The sequence below is a fragment of the Thermohalobaculum xanthum genome (assembly GCF_016623495.1).
In the GTDB taxonomy this organism is placed as follows: Bacteria; Pseudomonadota; Alphaproteobacteria; order Rhodobacterales; family Rhodobacteraceae; genus Thermohalobaculum; species Thermohalobaculum xanthum.
In genome coordinates this window covers 13,381-39,935 of the sequence record NZ_JAEHHL010000017.1, presented here as the reverse complement: position 1 = coordinate 39,935, position 26,555 = coordinate 13,381, and the positions used below count along the sequence as shown (strand labels likewise).

The following is a 26,555-nucleotide window of genomic DNA, read 5'->3' as shown; positions in this document are numbered from 1 at the left end:
GGTATCGCAAGGACACCGGCCGGTCGGGCGCGGATCGCGACGACTTCGACGACGCGGCCGATTTCGTCGGCTGGTACATGGCCAAGTCACGCTCGAGCAACGGGCTCGACATGAACGACGCCTTCAACCACTACCTCGCCTACCACGAGGGGCACACGGGCTACCGCCGCGGCAGCTGGCGCTCGAAGTCGTGGCTGGTCGGCGCAGCCAACCAGGTGGCGTTGCAGGCCAACCGCTACCGCTCGCAGCTGCAGGGCTGCTGAGACTCAGCGCCACAGCCCGCGCCAGAACCGGCGCAGGGCACCACGCTGTTCCTCGATCTCGTCGATCACCGGGTCCACCTTGCGCCGGAAGGTCATTTGCGCAAGCCGCCACAGCGTGATCAGAGCGAGCGTCAGCACGGTTACGAAGACGATGTTGAACCAGGGCGTCAGCTCCTGATCGGGGCCTTCGGCGCGCTCGAGGTCGACCGCGTTGGGGAACCACGAGAAATACGGCATGCGCCAGCCGTAATGGGTCACGATCACCCAGCGCGGATCGTCCTCGGTCGACTTGAGGTTCTGGGCGCGCGCCGCCACGTCGGCGCTGTCGAACTTGAGATACCACGGGAAGGACCAGCCGGTGTCCTCGTTGCGGTAGACGCGCTCGTGCCCGTCGGGCGTGATGGTGTTGATCCGCATCTGGTCGCGGGTGACCAGCACCTCCTTGCCCTGCGGGTCGGTGCGCTCCTCGGCGACACGCACCACGTCGGTGTCGAGCACCCGCACGATGTCGCGCGACGGCAGGCTGTAGGCGAGGATGCCGGCATAGGCGCAAAGGATCAGGATGCCGAGCGTCCATCGGACATAGGTCATTGCGGGGGCTCCGTCGCCGGGGCGTTTCGGGTCAGTTGATGAAGAAGGCAAGCGCCGCGATCACGATGAGCGGCAGGAACACCACCCCGATGAGCAACCGCTTCTCGATCGAGCGCTCGTATTTCGCGAGGCCCCGGTCGACGAAGTCCTCCATGGTCAGCGGCTGGCTCGGGTCCTCGGTATACTCCTCCTCGAGCGAGCGGCGTCGCGCCCAGCGCATGTACCAGTCGAGCGCCACGTAGAGCCCGAGCAGCAGCCCGAAGAGCACGACGCTGGCAAGCACGATCCTGAGCATCGGCACGATCCTCCCTCTCCCGCAGATATAGCCTTCCCGTCCATCCCGTTCAAAGGCGCGGACGCCGCAGGGCAAGCGAGACGAGGTTCGAGAGCTTGGAAACGTCCGAGCCGGCCGGGGCGATCGAGCCGCAGGAGGCGGGAACGCTGTCGGGGCGCTCGAGCAGGCAGAAATCGAAGCTACCCATGTCGAGATTCATCGCCATCCGCGGCCCGAGATCGGCGATCACGTCGCGCGCGGCCTGCGCCAGCGTCACCGGCCAGCGGCTCTGCCACAGGCCGATGCCGTGGGCGTCCTCGACGATCAGGCGGCGGATATGGGCGGGGGCGTTCTCGACCTCGCCGACGTCGCTGCGCCCGTCGACCACCAGCAGGTGGCTCTGGATCAGCGAGACCCGGGCCTCGACCGCGTCGCGCAGGAACCGCGCCCGCGTCTCGAAGGCGGTGAGATCGTAGACCTGCCCGCCCAGCGGAACCGCCGCGCGGTGGGCGATGCGGGCCGATCCCCCGTTCGGCTCGATCACGAGGATGCCGTCCATCCGCGCAAGGTGGCGGCCGACCAGCACGCCCCGGCGGATGAACAGGCCGACCGGCTCGGGGTGGCCGCCCTCGCGGGGCTCGCGCGCGGTATAGGCGCCAGTGACGGTCAGGCGCTCCTCGTCGTCCACCGGCGGCGCCAGCGGCAGATCCTCGGGCAGCAGGTGCAGCGCGTAGGACGCATCGCCCCAGCAGGAATGCCACAGCAGTTCCGGAGTCGCTTCGGGGCAGGCTTGCGCCCGCCCCGCCATGACCGCCAGCAGCGCCGCCAGGAACCCGGCGGCGAGCGGCGCGCGCCTCATTGCGGGGACATGCCGCGCAGCTTCTCCGATCGCCGGCGCAGCATCTCGACGGTGGCGAGCAGCGCGATCGAGATGATCACCAGGATGGTCGCGACCGCCAGGATGGTCGGACTGATCTGCTCGCGGATGCCCGAGAACATCTGGCGCGGGATGGTGCGCTGCTCGGCGGTCGCCATTTGCAGCACGACGACGACCTCGTCGAACGAGGTGATGAAGGCGAACAACGCGCCCGAGATGACCCCGGGCAGGATCAGCGGCATCTGCACCTTGAAGAAGGTGCGCACCGGATCCGCCCCCATCGACTGCGCCGCGCGCACCAGGCTCTGGTCGAAGCTCGCCAGCGTCGCGGTCACGGTGATGATCACGAAGGGCGTGCCCAGGGCCGCGTGAGCCAGGATCAGGCCGCCATAGGTGAAGGCCAGCTGCCATCGGTCCTCGGGCGGCTGGTCACCCTCGACGACCCAGTTGGCCGGGTTGAAGTCGAGGCTGAAGAACGAGAACATCGACGCCCCGGTGATCACCAGCGGGATGATCATCGGCGAGATCAGGATCGACATGATCACCTTGGAGAACGGCATCTCGGAGCGCGAGAGCCCGATCGCCGCCAGCGTGCCCAGAGCGGTGGCGATGAGCGTCGCGAAGATGCCGATGAAGAAGCTGTTCTTCACCGCGCGCACCCACTGCGCGTTTTGCCAGACATCGGCCCACCAGCCCTCGGTGGCGCTTGGGTTGGCCATGCCGTTCTCGAGGATGTCCCAGTACCAGCGGGTGGAAAACGCGCCTTCCTGGAAGGTCAGCATCTCGTTGGTGAAGCTGAAATAGGGCTGGGCGTTGAAGCTGAGCGGCAGCACCACCAGGATCGGCGTGATCAGGAAGATGAAGATCAGGCCGCAGATCACCCGGAAGCTGTAGTACCAGACCCGCTCGCCCGTCGAGGCATATGGAGGAAGTCCCGACATCGCCTCACCCCAGCTTCATGTTGTCGATGCCCACGATCCGGTCGTAGAGCCAGTAGAAGAAGAGCACGATGATCAGCAGCACCCCGCCCAGCGCCGCCGCCAGCGACCAGTTGAGCGAGCGGCGCATGTGGAAGTCGATGAAGTTCGAGATCATCTGGCCGTCCTGGCCACCAACCAGCGCGGGCGTGATGTAGTAGCCGATCGCGAGGATGAAGACGAGCAGCGCTCCCGCCCCGATGCCGGGAATGGTCTGCGGGAAGTAGACGCGCCAGAACGCCGTCCAGTTGGTCGCTCCCATCGACTTGGCCGCCCGCAGGTAGGAGGGCGGCACGGTCTTCATCACCGAGTAAAGCGGCAGGATCATGAACGGCAGCAGGATATGCGTCATCGCGATGATCGTGCCGAGCTTGTTGTAGATCATCGAGAAGCGCTCGTCGCCATAGCCCCACCGCTGGGCGCTGGCGGCCAGCGCCTCGGCATGCGAGCGCGCGCCGCTCTCGCCGCCCTGCTCGAAGGCCGCGAGGATCTCGGCGCCGCAGCGCGTGAGCGTGCCGGGCGGGCTGGCGCCGAACTTCTCGACCGCGGCGGGGATCGAGCCGAGCGCGGCGTTCACGTCGATGCCGCACAGGCTCGAGACGGTCAGGTCCTTGTAGTCGTTGAACAGCATCGAGATCTGCAGGATCACCTGGTTCAACCCGGTGAACACCATCAGGTCGTTCATCACGCCCTGCCCCTGCAACATCGCGATCCAGGCCGTCGTGCGCACCAGGATCGAGGTCCAGAACGGCAGCAGAACCAGGATCATCAGCAGGTTCGCCTTGCGCACCGGCAGCTCGGCCAGCAGCCACGCGACCGGATAGCCAAGCACGAAGCACGAGATCGTCACGATGAGCGAGATCTCCATGGTGCGCACGAACAGCGCGACATGGATGCGCCGCTCGGCGTCCTGGCGCGTGATCGAGCCGTCGCCGGCATACTGGAAGTCGAGCGCGGCGAGGTAGTAGGCCGGCGTCCACGAGGTCGCGGCAACCTTGATCGCCCGCCATACCTCCTGCTTGCCCCAGTCCTTGTCGGCATCGACCAGCGCCTCGAGGAAGGGCGGCTCCATCCTCTCGGCCTTGCGCGCCGAGGAGGTGAACATCGAGCGCGCGCCCGAAAACTCCTGGTTCACGCGGGTGGCCACGCGGCCGATCTCCCGATTGTCGCGGGTCAGGATCAGGTCCTTGACCATCGCCTCGGCCATCTCCTCGGTCACCGGGCTCTGGCCGTCCCAGGCCTGCAGGATCGGGGTCGAGTTCGGCATCCGGTCGGCATAGACCGGGTTATGCATCCCCTGGATCATGAAATAGACGATCGGGATGATGAAGACAGCGAGGATGAAGGCGAGCAGCGGTGCCACCAGGCCCAGCGCCCGCATCCGGCTGACGAAAAGCGCCTGTTCCAGCTTGCGGCGAAGCGGTGTTCCGTCAGCCGCCAGCAGCGGGGCGTTCTTCGTCGTCTCGGTCGTCGTCTCGGCCATGGGTCCTCCCGTCGCCGCCGGCGACGCTCAGGCACGCAGAAAGGGCAAAACCAAATCGGGGGTCGGGACCGCGGCGATGCCGCGGCCCCGGTCTTGCGTCACTGGGCGAGCCAGGCGTTGAAGCGCTCGTTCAGCTCGTCCTGGTTGTCGGCCCAGAACTCGAAGTCGTTCTGCAGCGCGTTCTTGAAGTTCTCGGGCGCCGTCGGCATCTGCGGGCCCATGTCGAGATCTGGCTTGGTCGCATAGGAGCCGACCAGCGGCGCCGAAGACTTGCGCGCCGGGCCGTAGGAGATCCAGGACGCCTGCGCGGCGAGCTGCTCGGTCTCGGTCGAGAACGCGAGGAAGTCGAGCGCGAGGTCCTTGTTCGGCGCGCCTTTCGGGATCACCCACAGGTCGAGATCCCAGACCTGGCCGTCCCAGACGATCTCGAACGGCTTGTTCTCGGCGGCGACGGCGTTGAAGACGCGGCCGTTATAGGCCGTGGTCATCACCACCTCGCCATCGGCCAGCAGCTGCGGCGGCTGGGCGCCGGCTTCCCACCAGACGACTTCCGACTTGATCTGGTCGAGCTTGGCGAAGGCGCGGTCGACGCCCTCATCGGTGCTCAGCACGTCATAGACCTCGGACGCCGGGACGCCATCGGCGATCAGCGCGAATTCGAGGTTCGCCTTGGGCGTCTTGCGCAGGCCGCGCTTGCCGGGGAACTTCGCGAGGTCGAAGAAGTCGGCCATCGTGGTCGGGCCGCTCGGCAGCTTGGACTTGTCATAGGCGTAGATCGTCGACCACACGATGGTTGCGACCGCGCATTCGGTCAGCGTGCCCTCGATGAAGTCGTCCTCGGCCGGCGTGCCGTCCGGGGCAGCCGTGAGGATCGACTTGTCGATCGGCTCGAGCAGGCCCTCGTCGCAGCCGCGCACGGCGTCCGACAGTTCGACATCGACGATGTCCCAGGTGACGTTGCCGGCCTCGACCTGCGCCTTCACCTCGGCCAGACCGCCATTGTAGTCCTCGGAGATGATCTGCACGCCCGTCTTGGCGATGAAGGGCTTGTGGTAGGCCTCGACCTGGCTCTTGCTGTAGGCGCCACCCCACGAGACCACGGTAATCTGACCGGCTGCCTGCGCGGCGCCGGCAAGGGCGATCGCACTCACGGCACCGATCAGCACATTCTTGAGCTTCATCTTGTGACTCCCTGATTTCTTCTTACCCGTTCTGATTGAGACCCGCCGCGCCCGGGCCGTGCGCGGACGGAATGACGTCAGGCCGCGTCGAGCGCGCGGCAGTCGTCCACGACCCAGCCGATCGGCGTTTCCTCGCCGACCTGCAGCACCGCATGGGCATGGTTGTTCGGGACCTTGACGATGAACTCGTCGTCGCCCGCGACTTCCATGCGACAGCGGATATGGTCGCCCAGATAGATCAACTCGACGACACGGCCCTTGAGCGCGGTCTCGCCGGCCTCGGGGCCGAGGATGACGCGCTCGGGACGGATCGACAGCAGCGTCGGCTTTCCGATCCCGCCGCAGTTCACCGCGAGCGCCTTGACCTTCGGCCCGTTGTCGAGCGCGATGACCGCGTGGCTGCCCTCGATGTTCTCGACCCGGCCGCGCAGCTTGTTGTTCTCGCCGATGAACTGGGCGACGAAGGCGTTCTCGGGTTTCTCGTAGAGTGTGGCGGGACCCGCGAGCTGCTGGATCACCCCGTCGTTGAAGACCGCGATGCGGTCCGACATGGTCAGCGCTTCGGACTGGTCGTGGGTGACGTAGACCACGGTCACGCCCAGCCGCTCGTGCAGATGCTTGATCTCGTACTGCATGTGCTCGCGCAGCTGCTTGTCGAGCGCGCCGAGCGGCTCGTCCATCAGCACCAGCTCGGGCTCGAAGACCAGCGCGCGCGCCAGCGCGATGCGCTGCTGCTGCCCGCCCGAGAGCTGCGCCGGACGCCGCCCCCCGAAGGCCTTCATCTGCACCATGTCGAGCGCACGGCCGACTTTCGTCTCGATATCGGCCTTCGACAGCTTGCGCACCTCGAGCGGGAAGGCGAGGTTCTCGGCCACCGTCATGTGCGGGAACAGCGCATAGTTCTGGAAAACCATCCCGATGCCACGCTTGTGCGGCGGGATGTTGTTGATGGCCTTGCCGTCGAGCCTGATGTCACCATGGGTCGCGGTCTCGAAGCCCGCGAGCATCATCAGGCAAGTCGTCTTGCCCGAGCCCGATGGCCCCAGCATGGTCAGGAACTCGCCCCGGCCGATGTTGAGGTTTAGATCTTTCACGACGAGCGTCTCGCCGTCGTAACTTTTCTGCACACGCTCGAATTCGACGAACGCGTCAGCGGCTTTGTCCGCGGTCATGTCCATACCCTGCGACGTGGCGCGCATGCTCGCGCCTTGAGGTCGAGAAAAGCAAGGATCGGGCTTGGGCACAAGCCTTTGCTGTGCCTGATCCTGCGTCAAATGCGAACAATTCGTGACACTGCGCGACGGATGCTGCCACAGGAAGCAGCAAGTGCCGCCATGCTGGGCAGCAAAAACGACCCCCGCGCGCGGGTCCTGACGAAAAATGGCGGACCGGCACGGGCCGGTCCGCCAGGATGCGGGAAGGCCGGGCCCTCAGTCGGCGAGGACCCGGATCGGCAGCCGGGGCGCGGCATCGACCACCAAGTCTCCGCCGCAGTCATGCACGAAGCTGAGCGCGATCGCGGCCCGTCCGGCCGGAACCGCCGCCGGCACCCGCACACCGAAGGCGAGATCGCCCTCGGGCTCGAGCACCGGCGGGGCGCCGATCGTCGCCTCGGCCTGGAACCAGCGCCCCGCCGCGTCGACGACGAAGGCATCAAGCTCGAGCGGCACGCAGCTTCGCCCGGTCGGGCGGACCGGGTCGAGGCGGACCTCGCTCCATTCGCCCGGCCGTGCGTCGGTCGCGCCGTGCCGCTCGCCGGGAAAGCCGAGGACGGGCCCTGCCCGCCCCGCCCCGCCCGGCGCGCCTGCACCGTGCCCGGCCAGCGCCCCGGCGGCCGCGAGCTGCCCGGTCAGCTGCTCGACCCCCGCGGCGATCCCGTCGATCGCCGCGGGCAGTGCCGCGAGCCGCTCCCAGGTGTCCCGCGCCCAGACGAGCGCACCGGTCAGAAACACGATCATCACCCACTGATCCCTGATCTTGCGCAGCATCGCCCAGATTTCCCGGACCGCCGCCTTCCCTGCAGTGTCGGCTGTCATGCTTGCCCCCTTCCGGCGCCGCCGGGCGGGCTGATTGCCGGATGCGGCTTCGCGCGTCCGTGGCACCGTTCGTTTGTTGTTTTGTTGATTGTCGGGAGCGGAGCCGACGGCACCGCAGCCAGAGGCACCGACGCGCTCCGGCGAGCCTGCGGGAGTGAGCGGATCCTTGCCGCCCGGTCCCCGACCGCATGCCCAGACTAGCGGGCCTTTCCCAAGGAAGGATTAACGGCGGGGCGTCATCTCCGGGGTGCAAGGCTGCCTTGCACCGGCCCCGCTTGCCGCGCGGCCCTGCGGCAGGGTATCGCAGCGGGAGCTTTTCATCACGCCCTCCCCGGCCTTATCCGCATGTCCGCCAGCGTCGACCCAATGCACCCGACCCAGCCGCCCTCCGCCACGCATGACGCGGCGGCAGACGCCGTGGCGCCCGACAGCGCGCGCGCCTGGTGGAGGCTTGCGCTGTCCTTCGCGATGGCGGCGATCGGGGGAGTGGGGCTGTGGTCCGCGGTGGTCGTGCTGCCGGTGATCGAGGCCGAGTTCGGCATCGACCGTGGTGGCGCATCGCTGCCCTACACCGTGACGCTGATCGGCTTTGCCGCCGGCGGCGTGCTGATGGGCCGGCTGGCCGACCGCTTCGGCATCGCGGTGCCGCTGGGACTGGGCGCGGTGATGCTGGGTCTTGGCTACGCGGCGGCGGGGCTTGCGCAAAGCTACACGCAATTCCTGATCGCCCAGGCGGTGCTGATCGGCATGCTGGGCAGCTCGCCCAGCTTCGGCCCGCTGGTCGCCGACGTCTCTCACTGGTTCCGGCGCCGGCGCGGCATCGCCGTGGCGATCGCGGCGTCGGGCAGCTATGCCGCCGGCGCGATCTGGCCGCCACTGATCCAGTGGGCGACCGAGCTCTGGGGCTGGCGCTCCGCCCATATGGGGGTCGGCGCGTTCTGCCTGGTCACGCTGCTGCCGCTGTCGCTGATGATGCGCCGCCGCCCGGTGATCGAGGACGCCCCCGCGCCGGCGCCGGGCCAGCGCACAACGCGCCGCGCGGTGATGCCGCCGGCGCGGCTGCAGGCCCTGCTCCTGCTGGCGGGTGTTGCGTGCTGCGTGGCGATGTCGATGCCGCAGGTTCACCTTGTGGCCTATTGCGTCGACCTCGGCTACGGACCCGCGGTCGGCGCCGAGATGCTGTCAATGATGCTGGCGCTGGGCATCGCCAGCCGCCTGGCCTCGGGCTTCATCGCCGACCGCATCGGCGGGCTTGGCACGCTGATCCTGGGCTCGGCGCTGCAGGCGGTGGCGCTGACATTCTTCCTGCCGTTCGACGGCATCGTCTCGCTCTACCTCGTGGCCGCGCTGTTCGGCCTCAGCCAGGGCGGTATCGTGCCGAGCTACGCGCTGATCGTTCGCGACCATTTCCCCGCGCGAGAGGCCGGGCGGCGCGTCAGCGCGGTGCTGATGGCCACCGTTCTGGGCATGGCACTGGGCGGTTGGATGTCGGGCGAGATCTACGACCTCACCGGCAGCTACATGGCCGCCTTCCTGAACGGGATCGCCTGGAACCTGCTCAACCTCGGGATCGCGCTTTGGTTGCTGTTGGCCGGGCGCGGGGGTGCTGCGCTGCGCCCGCGGGCGGCGGCCGCCTGATCGCATGCCCGACCTCTCCGCCATTTTGGCCGTGATTGCGGGCTTCCTGATGGGCGGCGCCGTCAAGGGCGCACTGGGCCTGGGCATGCCCGTGGTGGCGCTGCCGATCCTCGCGCCACTGATCGGGCTGAAGAGCGCGGTGGCGGTGATGGTCCTGCCCTCGATCCTGTCGAACATCTGGCAGGCGCTGGCGGGCCCGGCGCTGGGCGAACTGGCCCGGCGCCTGTGGCCGTTCCTGCTCGCCTCGCAGGTCGGCATCTGGATCGGCGTCGGCGTGCTCGCGGATGCCGACACCGACGCGCTCGAGATGGTGCTCGGCGGGATGCTCGCGGCCTATTCGGCCTTCGCGCTGCTCACCCCGCAGCTGCCTCCGCCCGGCCGCCGCGAAAGCTGGATGTCGCCGCTGGCGGGCGGCACGGGCGGGATGCTGTTCGGCATGACCGGCCTCTTCATCGTGCCGGGGATCCTTTATCTGCAGACCCTGGGCCTGGGGCGCGATCGCTTCGTGCAGGCGCTGGGCTTGACCTTCCTGACGATCAGCACCGGGCTTGCGGTCGCGCTCGGCAATCACGGGCTGGTGTCGTCCGAGGTCATTACCCTGTCGGCCGGCGCGGTGATCCCTGCCTTCGCCGGACTGTGGCTGGGCCAGCGCGTGCGCAACCGGATCTCGGAGGCGCTGTTCCGACGGATCTTCTTCGTCGCGCTCCTGGTGGTGGGCGTCACCATGATCGCCAAGGCGCTGGGCTAGGCGACGGCCGGTCAAGGTTCCGTTTGGCCGCATCGCGCTCGGCGCGTAGGATGGCCAGCGATTTCAGCCCTTGATTGCAGCCGCGAAAAGGAGCCCGCCCCATGGCTTATTTCGACCTCGGCAGTTACGGCCGGAAAGTATCCACGTCGTCCCCCGAAGCGCAGCTTTGGTTCGATCGCGGGCTCAACTGGCTCTACGGCTTCAACCATGGCGAGGCGATCAGGTGCTTTGCCAAGGCGACCGAGCACGACCCGGAATGCGCGATGGCCCACTGGGGCATCAGCTATGCATCGGGCCCGAACTACAACCTGCCCTGGCATCTCTATGACCCGAATGGCCGCCAGATTGCCCTCGCCGCATCCTATGACGCGATGCAGATGGCGCTGGCCCATGCCGGGGGCGCCACCCCGGTCGAGCAGGCGCTGATCCAGGCGCTGCCCGCGCGCTATCCCCAGCGCGAGGCGATCGAGGACATGGCGCCCTGGGACAAGGCCTACACGAACGAGATGCGCAAGATCTTCGAATCCTGGCCCGACGATCTCGACGTGCGCACGGTCTTCGTCGAGTCGATCATGAACGAGACACCGTGGAAGATGTGGAACCTGTCCACCGGCAAGCCCGCCGAGGGCGCGGGCACCGAGGAGGCGATGGCCGCGCTCGAGCATGCCTTCAGCCGCATCCCCGCGTCATGGGACCATCCGGGACTGCTGCATCTCTATGTCCACCTGATGGAGATGTCGCCCTTCCCGCAACGGGCGCTGCGCGCCGGCGACCGGCTGCGTGCGATCATGCCGGACTCGGGCCACCTGATCCACATGCCCACGCATCTCGACGTCCTGTGCGGCTTCTATCGGGATGTGCTGGTCTACAACCAGAAGGCCCTCGAGCCAGACCGGCGCTTCCTCGCCTACGCCGAGCATCCGGGCATCTACCTGATCTACGTGATCCACAATTTCCACTTCGCGATCTACGGCGCGATGTTCCTGGGCCAGTACACGCCCGCCATCGCCGCGGCCGAGGAGCTGATCGCCACGGTGCCCGAGGCGGTGCTGCGCATCGAGTCGCCACCCATGGCCGATTTCCTCGAGGCGTACCTGACGATGAAGCAGCATGTGCTCGTGCGCTTCGGCAAGTGGCGCGAGATCATCGCGCAGGACCTGCCCAAGGATCAGGAGCTCTACTGCTCGAACGTCGCGATGATGCACTACGCCAGGGCGGTCGCGCATTCCGCGCTGGGCAATGTCGCCGAGGCCGAGACCGAAAAGGCCCAGTTCATGGCGGCCAAGACCCGTGTCCCCGACAGCCGCCGGGTTCACAACAACACGGTCGTGGACCTGCTCGGCGTCGCCGAGGAGATGCTGATGGGCGAGCTCGAATACCGCAAGGGCAACCACGACGCCGCCTTCGCGCATCTGCGCCGGTCGGTCGCGCTCGACGACGCGCTGCCCTATGACGAGCCTTGGGGCTGGATGCAGCCCACGCGCCACGCGCTGGGCGCCCTGCTGCTCGAGCAGGGCCGCGTCGACGAGGCCGAGGCCGTCTATCGCGCCGACCTGGGGCTCGACGGGACGCTCAGCCGGGCCTGCCAGCACCCGGACAACCTGTGGTCCCTGCACGGGCTGCACGAGTGCCTGACCCGCCGCGGCGACACGGTCGAGGCGCCGCTGATCAAGCAGCGGCTCGACCTCGCGGTGGCGCGCGCCGAGGTGCCGGTCAAGGCGTCGTGCTTCTGCCGCCGCACGGCGATGGCCGCCGAATAGCCGCTCGGCGCACGCCGTCAGCCAGCCAGCAGGCGCGGCAGGAACAGCGCGACGCCGGGCGCCAGCAGGATCAGCGCGACGCGCAGCAGTTCGGCGCCGAAGAACGGCATGACGCCCAGGAAGGTCTCGCGCATCGCGATGCCGCCCGAGAGCTGGGCGATGATGAAGACGTTGAGCCCCACGGGCGGCGTGATCAGCCCAAGCTCGACCACGATCAGCGCGAGCACCCCGAACCAGATCTTGAGCTCACCCGCGTCCATGCCGAAGGCCGAGGTCGCCGCGGTGGCATAGTCGCCCCCGTTCAGCTCGACCAGCGTCGGCCAGAAGAACGGCACCACCACAAGGATCATCGCAAGGCTCTCCATGAAGCAGCCAAGCACGATCAGCGCGAGCAGCATGACCACCAGCACCGTCAGCGGATCGAGGCCCGAGCCACCGGCCCACTCGGCCAGGGCGGCGGGCAGGCCCGCGCGGGTGAAGAAGCCCTTCAGCACCTCGGCGCCGAACAGGATGAAGGTGATCATGCCCGCGGTCACCGCGGTTTCGCGCAGGGCATCGGCCGTCCCGCCGAGGCCAAGCCGCCGCTCGCCGGGCCGCAGCATCGCGTAGGCGGCGATCACGAAGACCCCGAAGGCCGCCGCCGGCGTTGGCGTGAAGAGCCCTGCCCCAAGGCCCAGGATAATCACCCCGAAGATCAGCACGACGGGCAGAAGCCGCCGGTAGGCCACCACCCGCTCGGCCCGGGGCAGCGGCGTCGGAAGCGGTGCGAGGCCCGGCGACAGCCGGACCCTGAGCCAGATGACCGCGACGAAGCCCGCAACCGCGATCAGGCCGGGGATCAGCGCCGCGCGGAACATCTCGATGATCGAGGCCTCGACGATGATCGCGTAGATAACCAGCGCCACCGAGGGCGGGATCAGGATACCCAGCGTCCCCCCCGCCGCCAGCGTCCCGGTGGCCAGCCGCGGGCTGTAGCCCAGCGCGTCGAGCTGCGGCAGCGCCACGCGGCCCATGGTCGAGGCGGTGGCAAGCGACGAGCCGCAGACCGCGCCGAAGCCCGCGCAGGCGCCGGCCGCGGCCATCGCGACCCCGCCTCGCACCCGGCCCAGCGCCGCGCTCATGCCCCTGAACAGGTCGCCCGACAGGTCGGCACGGGCGGCCAGCAACCCCATCAGCACGAAAAGCGGCACGACCGACAGGTCGTAATTCGCGACGTTCTGCCAGAGCAGCGTCTTGAACTGCAGCAGATACGGCTCGAAGCGCAGATAGGGCACCACCAGCGACAGCACGTAATTGCCGCCGATGCCGACGGCGACCATGGCCAGCCCCACCGGCATCCGCAGCGCCAGCAGCAGGAACAGGACGCCAAGCCCCGCAATTCCGATGGTGTGCGGATCGCTCATCAGGGATCCACGGGCCGCGCGATCGCCTGGCTCGCCGCCACCGCCGCCCACAGCGCCAGCGAGGCCAGTCCAGGCAGGTAGAATGGCCATTCCGGCCAGCCCAGGATCGGTGACAACACGCCGTCAGCGCGGGTCTCGGCCATCCCCTGCGCCGCCATCACCAGCAGGAACACGGCAAGCGCGACCGTGAGCGCGAGCCACAGGCGGTCGAGCAGGCGCTGCAGGCCGGCGGGCATGCCCGACACGAACAGGTCGACGGCCACGTGCCCGCGCCGCGCCTGGCACCAGGGCAGCAGCATCAGCGCCGCCGCCGACACCGCCAGGCGCACGAAATCCTCGTAGCCCGGCAGGCCGGCGACCGACCCGCCCCACAGCGCCGCCACGCGATGCGCGGCGAAGAGCGCAATGTTCGCCGTCGTCACCAGCACGATCGCGGCCAGCACCACCCCGCCGAGAATCGCCCAGCCGGCGGCGAGACGGTGGATGACGACGTCCAGCCCCGACGCCGCGGTCGGGCCGCCGTCGCTCACGCCTCAGTTCCCATGGGCAGCCATCGACTTGCGGGCCTCGTCGACCAGCGCCTGCCCGTCAATGCCAGTGGCGGTGATCTCCTCGACCCAGCGGTCGGTGACCGACGAGGCCCGGGCGATCAGCTCCTCGTAGACCGCGCCGTCCAGCTCCACCACCTGGCCGCCGGGCGAGTCCGCCTGCAGTGCCTTGCCCGGCGCCTCGACGTCATCCCAGACCTTGCCAATCTCGGCCGCGAGATTTGCCCCTGAATTGGCGTCGATGATCGCCCGCAGGTCCTCGGGCAAGCTTTCGTAGCGCGCCTTGTTCATCGCGAGCAGGAACACCGCGGTGCCGAAGCGCAGCCCCTCGGGCCCCTCGACCGAGGCCGCGGTCAGCTCCTGCAGCTTGAGCGGGGGCACGATCTCGAAGGGCACCAGCGCGCCGTCGACCACCTTCTTGGCCAGCGCCTGCGGCAGCTCGGGCACCGGCATGCCGACCGGCTCGGCACCCCAGGCCTCGATCATCCAGGCCCCGGTGCGCGACGGCGTCCTGAGCTTCTTGCCGGCAAGGTCGTCGGCCGAGGCGATCGGCCCGTCGACCATGTGCAGCGCGTTGCCGGCATGGCTGTGGATCAGCAGCGGATGGACATCGGCGAAATCGGGCGCCAGCGCCGGCATCATGTCCTGGATCGCCAGCGTGGTCTGCGCGGCCGAGCCCTGGTGGATGCCCGGCAGCTCGAACACCTCGACCCGGGGGAACACGCCGGGCGTGTAGCCGGGCAGCGTCCAGACGATGTCGACGACCCCGTCGCGCACCTGGCGGTAGAGTTCGGGCGGCTTGCCGCCGAGCGCCATGGCCGGAAAGATCTCGACCTTGATCCGGCCCTGCGAGGCTTCCTCGACGCGCTTGGCCCAGGGCTCGATCAGCTTGGTCTGGGCAGGCGCCTTGGGGCCCAGGAAATGCTGCACGGTCAGCGTCACCTCCTGCGCCGCGGCAGGGAGAGCAACGAGCGCACCGATCACGACGGCGCTCAGGCGGGCATAGGCTTTCATCCGGTCCTCCCATTGGGTGGCGAGCCGCGTCCTTCGCGCGGTGCCTGTGGTTGCGCAGGGCTCAGTATGGCAGCCCCACGTAATTCTCGGCCAGCACGGCCTGCGCCGCAGCCGAGGTGAACAGGTAGTCGAGCTCAGCCTCCTGCATGCGCGCGCCGAAGGGGCCCGTCTCGGGGAAGCGGTGAAGCAGCGAGGTCATCCACCACGAGAAGCGCTCGGCCTTCCAGACCCGGGCCAGCGCGCGCTCGGAATACGCCGCGAGCCCGCGCTCGTCGCCCTCGCGGTAGAAGCCGATGAGCGCATCCGACAGATAGCGCACGTCCGAGGCCGCGAGGTTCAGCCCCTTGGCGCCCGTCGGCGGCACGATATGCGCCGCGTCGCCCGCCAGGAACAGCCGGCCCCAGCGCATCGGCTCGGCGACGTAGGATCTGAGCGGCGCGATCGACTTCTCGATCGATGGCCCCGTCACCAGCGCGTCAGCCACCTCGCGCGGCAGCCGAGCGCGCAGCGTGGACCAGAACCGGTCGTCCGACCAGTCGTCGGCCCTGTCGTCCAGCGGCACCTGCACGTAGTAGCGGCTGAGGCTGCGAGAGCGCATCGAGCACAGCGCGAAGCCGTCGGCGTGGCGCGCATAGATCAGTTCCTCGGCCACCGGCGGGGTGCGCGACAGCACGCCCAGCCAGCCGAAGGGATAGACGCGCTCGAACTCGGTCAGTCGCGCGGCCGGGATCGAGCGGCGCGAGACGCCGTGGAACCCGTCGCAGCCGACGACGAAATCGCAGTCCAGCCGTCGGGGCTCGTCGCCCTCTCGCCAGGTAAGGCCAGGCGCATCGGTGTCCGCGCCATGGATCGTGACGTCCTCGGCGTCGTGGATGACCGTCCCGCCCGCCGCATCGCGCGCGTCATAGAGGTCGCGCGTCACCTCGGTCTGGCCGTAGAGCGTGACGCCGTGCCCGGCCGAGGCCGCGAGGTCCACCCGGTGAAGCGCGTCGCGATGCGCGATGCTGAAGCCGTGATGCACCTCGGCCTCGCGGTCGAGGCGGCCGGCAACCCCCGCCTCGCGCAACAGCTCGACCGCGCCATGCTCGAGCACGCCCGCGCGGATGCGGCCCAGAACATGCGCGCGCGAGCGCCGCTCGAGCACCACGCTCTCGATCCCGGCGCGGTGCAGCAACTGCGCGAGCAGCAGGCCGGACGGCCCCCCTCCGATGATGCCCACGGGCATGCGCATGCTCTCCCCCCCGGCGGCTGCGGGCCCAGGTTGCCCGCCCGTCTCTCGATCTTGGGCCGCTGGATATTTGTGATCGCCGCGCCCCGGGAAGGCAAGCGCCGCACGGGAAGCCCCGCGCAATCGAGCGCCGCGCCTTGGCGCTCAGCGGCGCGCCACGCATTCGAGCGGCGCGCCGAGACCGCTGACCGTGAGCCCGTCGCTCCTGCGCGTCACCCGAAGCCGCGACTGTCCGCCGGCGTCCCAGGCGACGTCGAGCCGCGCGCCATCGGCCTCGAAGAGGCCCGCGCGGTAGTCGCCCGTGCCGATCACCTCGATGCTGCCCAGCCGGGTGATCACCAGGCGCGTCTCGCCGCAGTCCCATTCGCCGACGATGTCGCCAGCCACCGCGCCGGCCGCCTGCGCGAAGGCCGGCAAGGCGGCGCCGGCCGCGAACATCCATGCGAGCGCGAAACTGCGCATGCCGCGTTCCCTTCCGAGGTCGAACCGGGGCGCAGCTTAGCCTCCCGCGAGCCCGCGGCAAACACCTGCCGCGCAGCCACGCGGATGTGGCCCGCGCGCGCGACCGCAGCATGGCAAGTTGCGGCTGGACAATCGTCGCCGGGTCGCGGCAGTGTCTAACCCGCGCCGCGATCGCGGCCGCTACAACCAGACATCAACAGGGAGACCGTCATGCTGATCACTCTGCCATCGCGTATGGCCAGATCGGCGGCGCTCGGCGTGCTCACGGCTGTGCTAGCGCTGTCGCCCGTCGCAGGCGTCGCGGAGACGCCGGCCGACACGCTCGTGATTGCCGACAAGATCGACGACATCGTGTCGCTTGACCCCGCCGAGAGCTTCGAGTTCTCGGGCAACGACCTGCTCAACAACGCCTACGACACGCTGGTCGAACTCGACCCGTCGGACCTGGGCCCGCTGGTGCCGGGCATCGCCGAGAGCTGGTCACTGGCCGATGACGGCGTCACCTACACCTTCAAGATCAAGTCGGGGCTCAAGTTCCACTCGGGCAACCCGGTGCGCGCCGAGGATGCGGCTTGGTCGATCCAGCGCGCCGTCAAGCTCGACAAGACCCCGTCCTTCATCCTCACCCAGTTCGGCTTCAACGCCGACAATGTCGAGGAGAAGGTGCGCGCCGAGGGTGACACGCTGATCATCGTCACCGACAAGCCCTACGCGCCGTCGTTCTTCTACAACTGCCTCACCGCCGTCGTCGCCTCGGTCGTCGACAAGGAGATGGCCCTGTCGCACGAGGCGGACGGCGACCTCGGCTACGAGTGGCTGAAGACCAACACCGCCGGCTCGGGCGCCTACAACCTGCGCTCGTACAAGCCGTCCGAGAGCTATGTGCTCGAGGCGGTGCCGGGCTACTGGCGCGGCGAACCGGCGATGAAGCGCGTCTTCGTGCGCCACGTGGCCGAGCCCTCGACCCAGCGCCTGCTGCTCGAGAAGGGCGACATCGACATCGCCCGCAAGCTCACCCCCACCGATGTCGAGGGCGTGTCGTCGAACCCCGACATCAAGATCAACGAGGAGGTGCGCGGGCGCATCTACTACCTCGCCATGAACCAGAAGGATCCGCGGCTGGCGAACCCCAAGCTGGTCGAGGCGCTGAAGTACCTCATCGACTACAAGGGGATGACGGACAGCTTCCTGAAGGGCAGCTACACCGTCCACCAGGCGTTCCTGCCGCGCGGCTTCCTTGGCGCGCTCGAGGAGACGCCCTACTCGCTCGACATCGAGAAGGCCAAGGCCCTGATCGCCGAGTCGGGCGTGACCGACCTCAACTTCACCTTCCACGTCCGCAACGACCAGGAGCGGCTGGAGATGGCCCAGTCGATGCAGAACACCTTTGCCAAGGCCGGCATCAACATCGAGTTCACGACCGGCACCGGCAAGGAAGTGTTGGGTGACTATCGCGCCCGCACGCATCAGCTGATTCTCGAGGCGTGGGGCCCGGACTATCCCGATCCCCACACCAACGCCGACACCTTCGCCCGCAACCCGGACAACTCGGACGAGGCCAAGCTGACCGGCGTCCTCGCATGGCGCAACTCGTGGCCGGCGGCCGAGGTGAACGACCTCACCAATGCCGCGGTGCTCGAGAAGGACACCGCCAAACGCGAGCAGATGTATCTCGAGATCCAGCGGATCCATCAGCAGGCCGCGCCGTTCGCCGAGATGTTCCAGCGCATCGAGCCCGTGGCCATGCGCAAGAACGTCGAGGGCTTCTCGGCCGGCGGCTCGATCCACTCGGCCTTCTACTGGGCAACGACGAAGTGACGGACATGCGGGCGGCCGGCGACCCCGGCCGCCCGCGACACCGATGACAGACACCGCATCCATCCCCCGCCGCAACGGCTCGTCGGCCGCCCTCCGCCTCGGCTGGCGCGCGGCCAAGCTCGTGCTCACGCTGGCCATCACCTTCCTGGGGCTGCTCGCGATCACCTTCGTGATCGGGCGGGTGATCCCGATCGACCCCGTCCTCGCGGTGCTGGGCGAGCGCGCGACCGCCGCGCAATACGACGCCGCACGCGAGGCGATGGGGCTCAACGACCCGATCTGGGTGCAGTTCGCTCTCTATGTGCGCGACGCGCTCGACGGCAATTTCGGCACCTCGCTGATGACCGCGAGACCGGTTCTCGAGGACGTGACGCGCGTCTTCCCCGCGACCCTCGAACTTGCCACCATCGCCACGATCCTGGGCGTCATCTTCGGAGTTCCGGCCGGCGTGATCGCCGCCACCAAGCCCGGCAGCCTGACCGACCAGCTCGTTCGCCTGATCGGGCTGATGGGCTACTCGATGCCCGTCTTCTGGCTGGGGCTGATGGGGCTTCTGGTGTTCTACGGCGAGCTCGGCTGGGTCGGCGGCCCTGGCCGCCTCGATACCACCTACGAGTTCATGTACGAGCTCGACGTGCCGACCCGCACCGGCATGATCCTCATCGACACCGCGCTGGCGGGCCAGTGGGAGATCTTTGCCAATGCCTTCTCGCACATCGTCCTGCCGGCCAGCGTGCTCGGGTACTACTCGATGGCCTATATCAGCCGGATGACGCGCAGCTTCATGATCGACCAGCTGGGGCAGGAATACGTCACCACCGCGCGGGTCAAGGGCATGCCGGAATGGCGCGTCGTCTGGGTGCATGCGCTCAGGAACGTCCTCGTCCCCCTGATCACCGTGATCGCGTTGTCCTACGCCAACCTGCTCGAGGGTTCCGTGCTCACCGAGACCGTCTTCGCCTGGCCGGGCCTGGGGCTCTACATCACCAACGCGCTCTTCTCGGCCGACATGGCGGCGGTGATGGGCGGCACGATCGTGGTGGGCTCGGCCTTCATCCTGCTCAACATGCTGTCCGACCTGCTCTACCGGCTGGTCGACCCGAGGGCGCGGTCATGACCGGCTGGCGCGCCTGGCTTCTCGACCCCGCGCCGCGCTCGCCGCTGCAGGCCCGCCTCGGGCAGGCCTGGCTCGGCTGGCTCAGGCTGTCGCGCAACCCGCTGGCGCTGATCGGGCTCCTGATCATCGTGGCGCTGCTGGTCGCGGCGGCGCTCGCGCCGCTGCTCGCGACGCATGACCCCTATGTCCAGAACCTGGCTGGCCGCCTGCAGCCACCGCTCTCGCCGGATCACTGGCTGGGCACGGACGAGTTCGGCCGCGACATCTGGAGCCGCCTGGTCTACGGCGCCCGCATCACGCTCTACATCGTCGCGCTGGTCACCGTCACCGCGCCGGTGGTGGGGCTGATCATCGGGACCGTCTCGGGCTATTTCGGCGGCATCGTCGACACGGTGCTGATGCGCCTGACCGACATCTTCCTCGCCTTCCCGCGGCTGATCCTTGCGCTCGCCTTCGTCGCGGCGCTGGGGCCCGGGGTCGAGAACGCGGTGCTGGCCATCGCCCTCACCGCCTGGCCGCCCTATGCGCGCGTCGCCCGGGCCGAGACGCTGACCGTGCGCGGCGCCGACTACATCGCCGCGATCCGCCTCCAGGGCGCGGGATCGGGGAGGATCATCTTCGGCCATGTCGCGCCGATGTGCCTGCCCTCGGTGATCGTGCGCGTGACCCTCGACATGGCGGGCATCATCCTGACGGCGGCGGGGCTCGGTTTCCTCGGCCTCGGCGCCCAGCCGCCGCTACCGGAATGGGGGCTGATGATCTCGTCGGGCCGCAAGTTCCTGTTCGAGCAGTGGTGGGTCGCGACCATGCCAGGCCTCGCGATCTTCATCGTCTCGCTCGGCTTCAACCTGCTGGGCGACGGGCTCCGCGACGTGCTCGACCCGCGGGGGTCCTCGAAATGAGCCTGCTCGAGATCGAGGACCTGCGCGTCACCTTCGCGACCGAGGCCGGCCCGGTCGAGGCGGTGCGCGGCGTCTCGTTCAGCCTCTCGCGCGAGCGGCTCGGCATCGTGGGCGAATCGGGCTCGGGCAAGACGATGACCGGCCGCTCAGTCCTGCGCCTGATCCGCGCGCCCGGCCGGATCGAGGCACGGCGCATGAGCTTCGACGGGATCGACCTCGCCCGCATCCCCGAGCGCGAGATGCGTGCCCTGCGCGGCCGGCGCATCGCCATGGTGATGCAGGATCCGAAATACTCGCTCAATCCGGTGATGCGGGTCGGCCGCCAGTTGACCGAGGGGCTGCGCCTGCGCGACGGCATGTCGGCCCGCGCCGCGCGCGCCAAGGCGCTCGAGGCGCTCGAGGCGGTGCAGATCCGCGACCCCGAGCGCGTCCTCGAGGCCTACCCGCACGAGTTGTCCGGCGGCATGGGCCAGCGCGTGATGATCGCGATGATGCTGATCCCCGAGCCCGACCTGCTGATCGCGGACGAGCCGACCTCGGCGCTCGACGTCACCGTCCAGGCCGAGGTCCTGCGCATCCTCGACGGGCTGGTGCGCGAGCGCGGCATGGGCCTGATGTTCATCAGCCACGACCTCAACCTCGTATCGCGCTTCTGCGACCGCGTGCTGGTGATGTATCGCGGGCGCATCGTCGAGGAGATCGAGGCAAACCGCCTGTCGCAGGCGCAGCACCCCTACACTCGCGGCCTGCTCAACTGCCTGCCGACGATCGGCGGACCGCGCCAGCCGCTGCCCACGCTCACGCGCGACGCGGCCTGGCTGGAGTGATCGCATGGCGCTGATCGAGATCGACGACCTGCACGTCACCTTCGACGCCAAGGGCCGCCACGTCCACGCGGTGCGCGGCGTCAGCCTCGCGGTCGCGGCACGCGCCTCCTACGGGCTGGTCGGCGAATCCGGCTCGGGCAAGTCGACCATCCTGCGCGCGATCTGCGGCATGGCCCCGGTCACGGGGGGCGAGATCCGGATCGATGGCCGCGCCATTCCCGCCCGGCGCGACCGCGCCTTCGCGCGCCGGGTGCAGATGGTGTTCCAGGACCCTTATGCCTCGCTGCACCCGCGCCACACCATCGACCGCACGCTGGGCGAGCCGCTTCGGATCCACGGGGTCGCCCGCGGCACCGAGCGGGGCCGGCGCATCCTGCGCGCGCTCGAGGATGTCGGCCTCGATCCCGCCTTCCGCTTCCGCTTCCCGCACCAACTGTCGGGCGGGCAGCGCCAGCGCGTGGCCATCGCCCGCGCGCTGATGCTCGAGCCCGAGATCCTGCTGCTCGACGAGCCCACCTCGGCGCTCGACGCCTCGGTGCAGGCCGAGGCGCTCAACCTGCTCTCGCGGCTCAGGGCCGAGCGCGGCCTGACCTTCCTGATGGTCAGCCACGACCTCGCGGTGATCGACCACATGTGCGACCGGCTGACGGTGATGAAGGAAGGCCGCGCGGTCGAGGCGCTGGACCACGCCCAGCTTGCCCGGCACGACATGAAGGCGGACTACACGCGCGAGCTGTTCGCCGCCACCACGGAACGCATCGCCGCCGCCGAGTGACGCCGCGGCACCGGCCTCAGCGCCGCGACATCGCCGCGACCAGCTCGACATGGCTCGACCACCGGAACTGGTCGACGGGCTGCACCCAATCGATGCGATAGCCGCCGTCGACCAGGATGCGCGCGTCGCGCGCGAAGGTCGCGGGGTTGCAGCTCACCATGGCGAGGCGCGGCACCCCGGCCCCGGCCAGCCGCTCGGCCTGCGCATTCGCCCCGGCGCGCGGGGGGTCCATCACCACCGCCGCAAAACGTCCGAGCTCGGCCGCCAGCAGGGGCCGGTGAAATAGGTTGCGCCGCTCGGTGGTGACGCGCCGCAGCCCCTGCGCCTGCCGCCAAGCAGCGTCGAGCGCGGCCAGCGCCGGGCCCTCGGCCTCGACCGCGTGGACCTCGGCCGTCTCGGCCAGACGCAGGGCGAAGGTGCCGCATCCGGCAAAGAGATCGGCGATCCGCGGCGCGTCGCCCACCGCCTCGCGCACGGCGGCGGCAAGCGCGTCCTCGCCCTCGCGCGTCGCCTGCAGGAATCCGCCGGGGGGCGGGATCACGCGGGCGCGGCCCATCGTCTGCGCCGGATCCTTGAGGGTGACGACCACCTCGCCCGCCACCGCGAGCCGCGCAAGCCCCGCCCGCGCCGCGACACCGGCCAGCAGCGCCCGCCCCGGCCCGTCGAGCGGCTTGACGCCCTCGACCGCGGCGTCGACCCCGCCCTCCGAGGCGGTCAGGGTGATGCGCACCTCGCCCTTGCGGCTCGCCGCGCGCTCCACCAGCTCGTTTAGCGCCGGGATCGCGGCGGGCAGGCTGGGGTTCGCCACCGGGCATTCGGTGATCGAGACCAGCGCCTCGCTCTGGCCCTCGTGAAAGCCGACGCACGAACCCTTGCGCGTGCGCCGCGCCGACAGGGTGATGCGGCGGCGGCTGGCGGGCGGCGAGGTCCGGGTGGTGCGGATCTCGACATCGGCGATGCCGCGCGAGGCCAGCGCCGCGGCCACCATCTCGCGCTTCCAGCCGGCGACGAAATCGTCCGAGGCGTGCTGCAGCGCGCAGCCGCCACAAGTGCTGAAATGGCTGCAGACCGGCGCGATCCGGTCGGGCGCGGGCTCGAGCACCGCGGCAAGCCGCGCGCGCGTGCCCTGGCGGATCACCCGAACGCGCTCGCCCGGCAGGGTGAAGGGCACGAACAGCGTGCCGCCCTCGGCGACGCCGTCGCCCTGCGCGCCCAGCCGGTCGATCGTCACCTCGTCGCCCATTCCCACCCTCGTCTCGCCCGTCACCGCGACCGCATCCTCGCGCAAGGCGGCGGCAGGACGTGGCCGGCCCGGCCGTCAGTGCGGTTTCGATGCGGCGATCAGGAATTCCCGGTTGCCATCGGCGCCGGTTATAGGGCTCTCGGCCTCGCCGGTCACCTGCCAGCCTTGCGCCGCCAGCCAGTCGCTGATGCGGGCGCGCACGGCCTCGTGGACCGCCGGGTCTCGGACGATGCCGCCCTTGCCAACTGCCTCGCGCCCGGCCTCGAACTGCGGCTTGATCAGCGCGACCAGGACCGCGCCCGGCTTGGCCAGCGCCAGCGCGCCGGGCAGCGCCTTCTTAAGCGAGATGAAGGCCACGTCCGACACGATCCAGTCGACCGGCGGAACCGCGCCAGCAGGGATGGCGCGCGCGTTCACGCCTTCGAGGTTCACGACACGCGGGTCCGAGGCGAGGCGCGGATGCAGCTGCCCGTGGCCGACATCGACGGCAAAGACCCGCGCGGCCCCGCGCGCCAGCAGCACCTCGGTAAACCCGCCCGTCGAGGCCCCGACATCGAGCGCGTCGCCATGCGGCACCAGCCCGAAGTGATCGAGGGCATGGAGCAGCTTCAGCGCCGCGCGGCTGACCCATGGCAGAGGATCACCCGCCACCTCGACCTGCGCGCCCGCGGGCACCTTCTGCGCCGGCTTGGCGGCCGGCCGGCCATCGATCGTGACCGCCCCCGCGGCGATCAATGCCTGCGCGCGGGCGCGGCTGGAGGCCAGGCCGAGGTCGACGATATGCTGGTCGAGGCGCGACGTCTTTTGACCTTCGACTGCAACCATTCGACCATCAATCTTCGCACAAAATCGTCGATGCGTCGGACCGTTCAGCCCGCCAGAGTTGCTCTTGGCGGACGATCTCATCGCCCCACATTTTCACGACCGCGTCAATAATTGGTACAAAAGCTACACTTGGTCCATTCTTTCTTCGAAGAATTAGCAACTCATTCGAAGACACGTTTTCGCAGCATTCGAGCATCTCATCGCCGACATCGTCCAACGATACTGACAACAAAGACCCGGGAGAATCTGCATTGGCTTTGGTAGATTGGACGTAAAGGTGCTTATACGCAAGGCTAATTGAATATATGTCTCGAAATTCTGGGCACATGGCGATGAGGATGTCGGTATATTTACCAACGCTTCCTAAAGAATTGGCGGATCTTGGAAAGTGCCGTTTTGAAAACTCAAAAACATGGTCTGCAAGATGGTAACAGCTTACAGCTGCGTTGAACGCGAGGCGGAGGGATGTCGGATCGCGTTTAAAATCAGAGTAGTTCTCATAAACAAAGAAGTCCCAGTACTGCCTAGGCTTCATCCCCATCGTCTCGATCCCAGATCAACGCGAATACGGCAAACACCTCACGCCCGCGCAGCTGTCTCCGCATGCCCCAGCGCGGCAAGTGCCGTGCGCACGATGTCGGGGGTGCAAAGGCCCGCGGTCTCGTACATCTTCGCCGGGCTGTCCTGGTCCAGGAAAACGTCAGGCAGCACCATCGGCCGCACCTTGAGGCCGTGCTCCAACATCCCCTCGTTGGCCAGCAGGTGCAGCACATGGCTGCCGAACCCGCCGACCGAGCCTTCCTCGATGGTGATCAGCGCCTCGTGGTTGCGCGCGAGGTTCAGGATCAGGTCACGGTCGAGCGGCTTTGCGAAGCGGGCATCGGCCACGGTGGTCGGCAGCCCGTGGGCATCGAGTTCCTCGGCTGCGCGCATGGCCTCCTGCAGCCGTGTGCCGAGGCTGAGAATGGCGATCTTGCCGCCCTGCTTCACGATCCGGCCCTTGCCGATCGGCAGGGGCACGCCGCGCTCGGGCATGTCGACGCCAACGCCCTCGCCACGCGGGAAGCGGAAGGCGATCGGGCCCTCGTCATAGTCCCGTGCCGTGGCGACCATGTGGACCAGCTCGGCCTCGTCCGAGGCCGCCATCACCACGAAGCCCGGCAGGCACGAGAGATAAGTCACGTCGAAGCTGCCGGCATGGGTTGACCCGTCGGCCCCGACCAGCCCCGCGCGATCGATCGGGAACCGTACCGGCAGCCCCTGGATCGCGACGTCATGGACCACCTGGTCGTAGCCGCGCTGCAGGAAGGTCGAGTAGATCGCGCAGAACGGCTTCATCCCCGACGCCGCCAGTCCGGCGGCGAAGGTCACGGCGTGCTGCTCGGCGATGCCGACATCGAAGGTGCGCGCCGGAAAGCGCTTCTGGAACAGGTCGACGCCCGTCCCGTCCGGCATGGCGGCGGTGATGGCGACGATCCTGTCGTCGGTCTCGGCCTCCTTGATCAGGCTCTGCGCGAAGACCTTGGTGTAGGACGGCGCGTTCGACGGCGCCTTCTTCTGCTCGCCCGTGACCACGTCGAACTTGGCGCGGGCATGTCCCTTGTCGGGCGCGTTCTCGGCGGGCGCGTAGCCCTTGCCCTTCTTGGTGATCGCGTGGATCAGCACCGGCCCGTCGGCATAGTCGCGGACGTTGCGCAGCACCGGCAGCACCTGGTCGAGGTCGTGGCCGTCGATCGGGCCGATATAGGTGAAGCCCAGTTCCTCGAAGAGCGTGCCGCCCACGGTCATGCCCTTGGCGAACTCCTCCATCCGGCGCGCGCCCTCGCGGAACGGGGCGGGCAGCAGCTCGAGCGCCTTCTTCGCCGCCTCGCGGAAGTCGTGGTAGCTCTTGCCCGACAGCAGCCGCGAGAGGTAGGCCGACATCGCGCCCACGGGGGGCGCGATCGACATCTCGTTGTCGTTGAGGATGACGATCAGCTTGTTCTTGAGGTGCCCGGCGTTGTTCATCGCCTCGTAGGCCATGCCCGCCGTGATCGAGCCGTCGCCGATCACCGCGATCACGTCGCCCACGTCCTTGGCACCAAGGTCGCGGCCAACCGCGAAGCCCAGCCCCGCCGATATCGAGGTCGAGCTGTGCGCGGCGCCGAAGGGGTCGTAGGGGCTCTCGGCCCTCTTGGTGAAGCCCGACAGCCCTCCGCCCGTCCGCAGCGTGCGGATGCGGTCGCGCCGCCCGGTCAGGATCTTGTGCGGGTAGCACTGGTGGCCGACATCCCAGATCAGCTTGTCGCGCGGCGTGTCGAAGACGGCGTGGATCGCCACCGTCAGTTCGACGACACCGAGCCCGGCGCCGAGGTGGCCGCCGGTGACCGAAACCGCGGAAATCGTCTCGGCCCTGAGTTCATCGGCCAGACGCTTGAGGTCCGCGTCCGAATAGCGCTTCAGGTCGTCCGGGCTGTGAACCTGGTCGAGAAGGGGCGTCTGTGGCCGGTCGCTCAAGAATCGTCTCCCGTATGCGGATGCGGCGCGCGCGCCGAAGCTCACGCGCTCTCTAGTCGCAAATCGCCC

At 68.8% G+C, this 26,555-nt stretch carries 26 protein-coding genes; 9 read left to right on the top strand and 17 right to left on the bottom strand.

Annotated elements, in window-relative coordinates; translation table 11 throughout:
• On the top strand, positions 1-263 hold a 263-nt coding region (locus tag H0I76_RS19025), incomplete at its 5' end, for a transglycosylase SLT domain-containing protein (protein WP_456154974.1).
• Between the two features lie 3 nt (positions 264-266).
• Here the strand turns inward: H0I76_RS19025 and H0I76_RS19020 are convergent.
• The 8 genes from H0I76_RS19020 to H0I76_RS18985 form a co-directional block, all read right to left on the bottom strand.
• On the bottom strand, positions 267-854 hold the full coding sequence (locus H0I76_RS19020; protein ID WP_200613697.1) for a DUF1523 family protein: 588 nt from the start codon (positions 852-854) through the stop codon (positions 267-269).
• Positions 855-885: 31 nt separating this feature from the next.
• On the bottom strand, positions 886-1,149 hold the full coding sequence (locus H0I76_RS19015) for a hypothetical protein (RefSeq protein WP_200613695.1): 264 nt from the start codon (positions 1,147-1,149) through the stop codon (positions 886-888).
• 49 nt (positions 1,150-1,198) lie between these two features.
• Positions 1,199-1,987 (bottom strand): hypothetical protein, encoded by a 789-nt coding sequence (locus H0I76_RS19010; protein ID WP_200613694.1) that lies wholly within the window; start codon positions 1,985-1,987, stop codon positions 1,199-1,201.
• Complete coding sequence (locus H0I76_RS19005) at positions 1,984-2,946, bottom strand: ABC transporter permease (protein ID WP_200613691.1); 963 nt, start codon at positions 2,944-2,946, stop codon at positions 1,984-1,986. Before H0I76_RS19005 ends, H0I76_RS19010 begins: the two co-directional genes overlap by 4 nt.
• A gap of 4 nt (positions 2,947-2,950) precedes the next feature.
• Positions 2,951-4,465 carry an ABC transporter permease gene (locus tag H0I76_RS19000; RefSeq protein WP_200613689.1) on the bottom strand — a complete coding sequence of 505 codons (1,515 nt, stop codon included), beginning with the start codon at positions 4,463-4,465 and terminating at the stop codon, positions 2,951-2,953.
• A gap of 98 nt (positions 4,466-4,563) precedes the next feature.
• A complete protein-coding gene (locus H0I76_RS18995) occupies positions 4,564-5,646 on the bottom strand; it encodes a polyamine ABC transporter substrate-binding protein (protein WP_200613686.1) in 1,083 nt (360 codons plus the stop codon).
• Positions 5,647-5,723: 77 nt separating this feature from the next.
• On the bottom strand, positions 5,724-6,818 hold the full coding sequence (locus tag H0I76_RS18990) for an ABC transporter ATP-binding protein (RefSeq protein WP_200613683.1): 1,095 nt from the start codon (positions 6,816-6,818) through the stop codon (positions 5,724-5,726).
• Positions 6,819-7,076: 258 nt separating this feature from the next.
• Positions 7,077-7,682 carry a hypothetical protein gene (locus H0I76_RS18985; protein ID WP_200613682.1) on the bottom strand — a complete coding sequence of 202 codons (606 nt, stop codon included), beginning with the start codon at positions 7,680-7,682 and terminating at the stop codon, positions 7,077-7,079.
• A gap of 366 nt (positions 7,683-8,048) precedes the next feature.
• Here H0I76_RS18985 and H0I76_RS18980 point away from each other — a divergent pair, with 366 nt between their 5' ends.
• The 3 genes from H0I76_RS18980 (at position 8,049) to H0I76_RS18970 (ending at position 11,828) form a co-directional block, all read left to right on the top strand.
• Positions 8,049-9,320 (top strand): MFS transporter, encoded by a 1,272-nt coding sequence (locus H0I76_RS18980; RefSeq protein WP_200613679.1) that lies wholly within the window; start codon positions 8,049-8,051, stop codon positions 9,318-9,320.
• 4 nt (positions 9,321-9,324) lie between these two features.
• Entirely contained in the window at positions 9,325-10,068 is a 744-nt protein-coding gene (locus tag H0I76_RS18975) for a sulfite exporter TauE/SafE family protein (protein ID WP_200613677.1), read from the top strand.
• Between the two features lie 101 nt (positions 10,069-10,169).
• Complete coding sequence (locus H0I76_RS18970; RefSeq protein ID WP_200613674.1) at positions 10,170-11,828, top strand: tetratricopeptide repeat protein; 1,659 nt, start codon at positions 10,170-10,172, stop codon at positions 11,826-11,828.
• 17 nt (positions 11,829-11,845) lie between these two features.
• On the opposite strand, the gene H0I76_RS18965 is transcribed toward H0I76_RS18970, so the two are convergent.
• From H0I76_RS18965 to H0I76_RS18945, 5 genes are all read right to left on the bottom strand, one after another.
• Positions 11,846-13,231: a TRAP transporter large permease gene (locus H0I76_RS18965; protein WP_200613672.1), complete on the bottom strand. Its 1,386-nt coding sequence runs from the start codon at positions 13,229-13,231 to the stop codon at positions 11,846-11,848.
• Positions 13,231-13,761: a TRAP transporter small permease gene (locus tag H0I76_RS18960; protein WP_325166487.1), complete on the bottom strand. Its 531-nt coding sequence runs from the start codon at positions 13,759-13,761 to the stop codon at positions 13,231-13,233. Before H0I76_RS18960 ends, H0I76_RS18965 begins: the two co-directional genes overlap by 1 nt.
• A 3-nt stretch (positions 13,762-13,764) precedes the next feature.
• Positions 13,765-14,793 (bottom strand): TRAP transporter substrate-binding protein, encoded by a 1,029-nt coding sequence (locus H0I76_RS18955; protein WP_200613670.1) that lies wholly within the window; start codon positions 14,791-14,793, stop codon positions 13,765-13,767.
• A 61-nt stretch (positions 14,794-14,854) separates the two neighbouring features.
• Positions 14,855-16,024, bottom strand: coding sequence for a 4-hydroxybenzoate 3-monooxygenase (gene pobA, locus H0I76_RS18950; protein ID WP_200613668.1), 1,170 nt, complete (start codon positions 16,022-16,024; stop codon positions 14,855-14,857).
• Positions 16,025-16,165: 141 nt separating this feature from the next.
• Positions 16,166-16,483: a hypothetical protein gene (locus tag H0I76_RS18945; protein WP_200613666.1), complete on the bottom strand. Its 318-nt coding sequence runs from the start codon at positions 16,481-16,483 to the stop codon at positions 16,166-16,168.
• A gap of 210 nt (positions 16,484-16,693) precedes the next feature.
• Between H0I76_RS18945 and H0I76_RS18940 the strand changes: the two genes are divergently transcribed.
• The 5 genes from H0I76_RS18940 to H0I76_RS18920 are packed head-to-tail and all read left to right on the top strand — an operon-like array spanning position 16,694 to position 21,922.
• Entirely contained in the window at positions 16,694-18,301 is a 1,608-nt protein-coding gene (locus H0I76_RS18940; RefSeq protein WP_200613663.1) for an ABC transporter substrate-binding protein, read from the top strand.
• Between the two features lie 43 nt (positions 18,302-18,344).
• Entirely contained in the window at positions 18,345-19,418 is a 1,074-nt protein-coding gene (locus H0I76_RS18935) for an ABC transporter permease (RefSeq protein WP_200613659.1), read from the top strand.
• Positions 19,415-20,320: a nickel transporter permease gene (gene nikC, locus H0I76_RS18930; protein WP_200613657.1), complete on the top strand. Its 906-nt coding sequence runs from the start codon at positions 19,415-19,417 to the stop codon at positions 20,318-20,320. Before H0I76_RS18935 ends, nikC begins: the two co-directional genes overlap by 4 nt.
• Complete coding sequence (locus H0I76_RS18925; RefSeq protein ID WP_200613653.1) at positions 20,317-21,147, top strand: ABC transporter ATP-binding protein; 831 nt, start codon at positions 20,317-20,319, stop codon at positions 21,145-21,147. Before nikC ends, H0I76_RS18925 begins: the two co-directional genes overlap by 4 nt.
• A gap of 4 nt (positions 21,148-21,151) precedes the next feature.
• On the top strand, positions 21,152-21,922 hold the full coding sequence (locus tag H0I76_RS18920; protein WP_200613651.1) for an ABC transporter ATP-binding protein: 771 nt from the start codon (positions 21,152-21,154) through the stop codon (positions 21,920-21,922).
• A gap of 16 nt (positions 21,923-21,938) precedes the next feature.
• Here H0I76_RS18920 and H0I76_RS18915 read toward each other — a convergent pair whose 3' ends face one another.
• From H0I76_RS18915 to dxs, 4 genes are all read right to left on the bottom strand, one after another.
• Entirely contained in the window at positions 21,939-23,165 is a 1,227-nt protein-coding gene (locus tag H0I76_RS18915) for a class I SAM-dependent RNA methyltransferase (RefSeq protein WP_200613711.1), read from the bottom strand.
• A 75-nt stretch (positions 23,166-23,240) separates the two neighbouring features.
• A complete protein-coding gene (locus H0I76_RS18910) occupies positions 23,241-23,990 on the bottom strand; it encodes a TlyA family RNA methyltransferase (RefSeq protein ID WP_200613649.1) in 750 nt (249 codons plus the stop codon).
• 7 nt (positions 23,991-23,997) lie between these two features.
• Positions 23,998-24,531, bottom strand: coding sequence for a hypothetical protein (locus H0I76_RS18905; protein ID WP_200613648.1), 534 nt, complete (start codon positions 24,529-24,531; stop codon positions 23,998-24,000).
• A 38-nt stretch (positions 24,532-24,569) separates the two neighbouring features.
• The gene (gene dxs / locus H0I76_RS18900; protein ID WP_200613646.1) at positions 24,570-26,486 is read right to left on the bottom strand and encodes a 1-deoxy-D-xylulose-5-phosphate synthase; all 1,917 of its coding nucleotides are present in this window, start codon (positions 26,484-26,486) and stop codon (positions 24,570-24,572) included.
• Between the last annotated feature and the right edge of the window lie 69 nt (positions 26,487-26,555).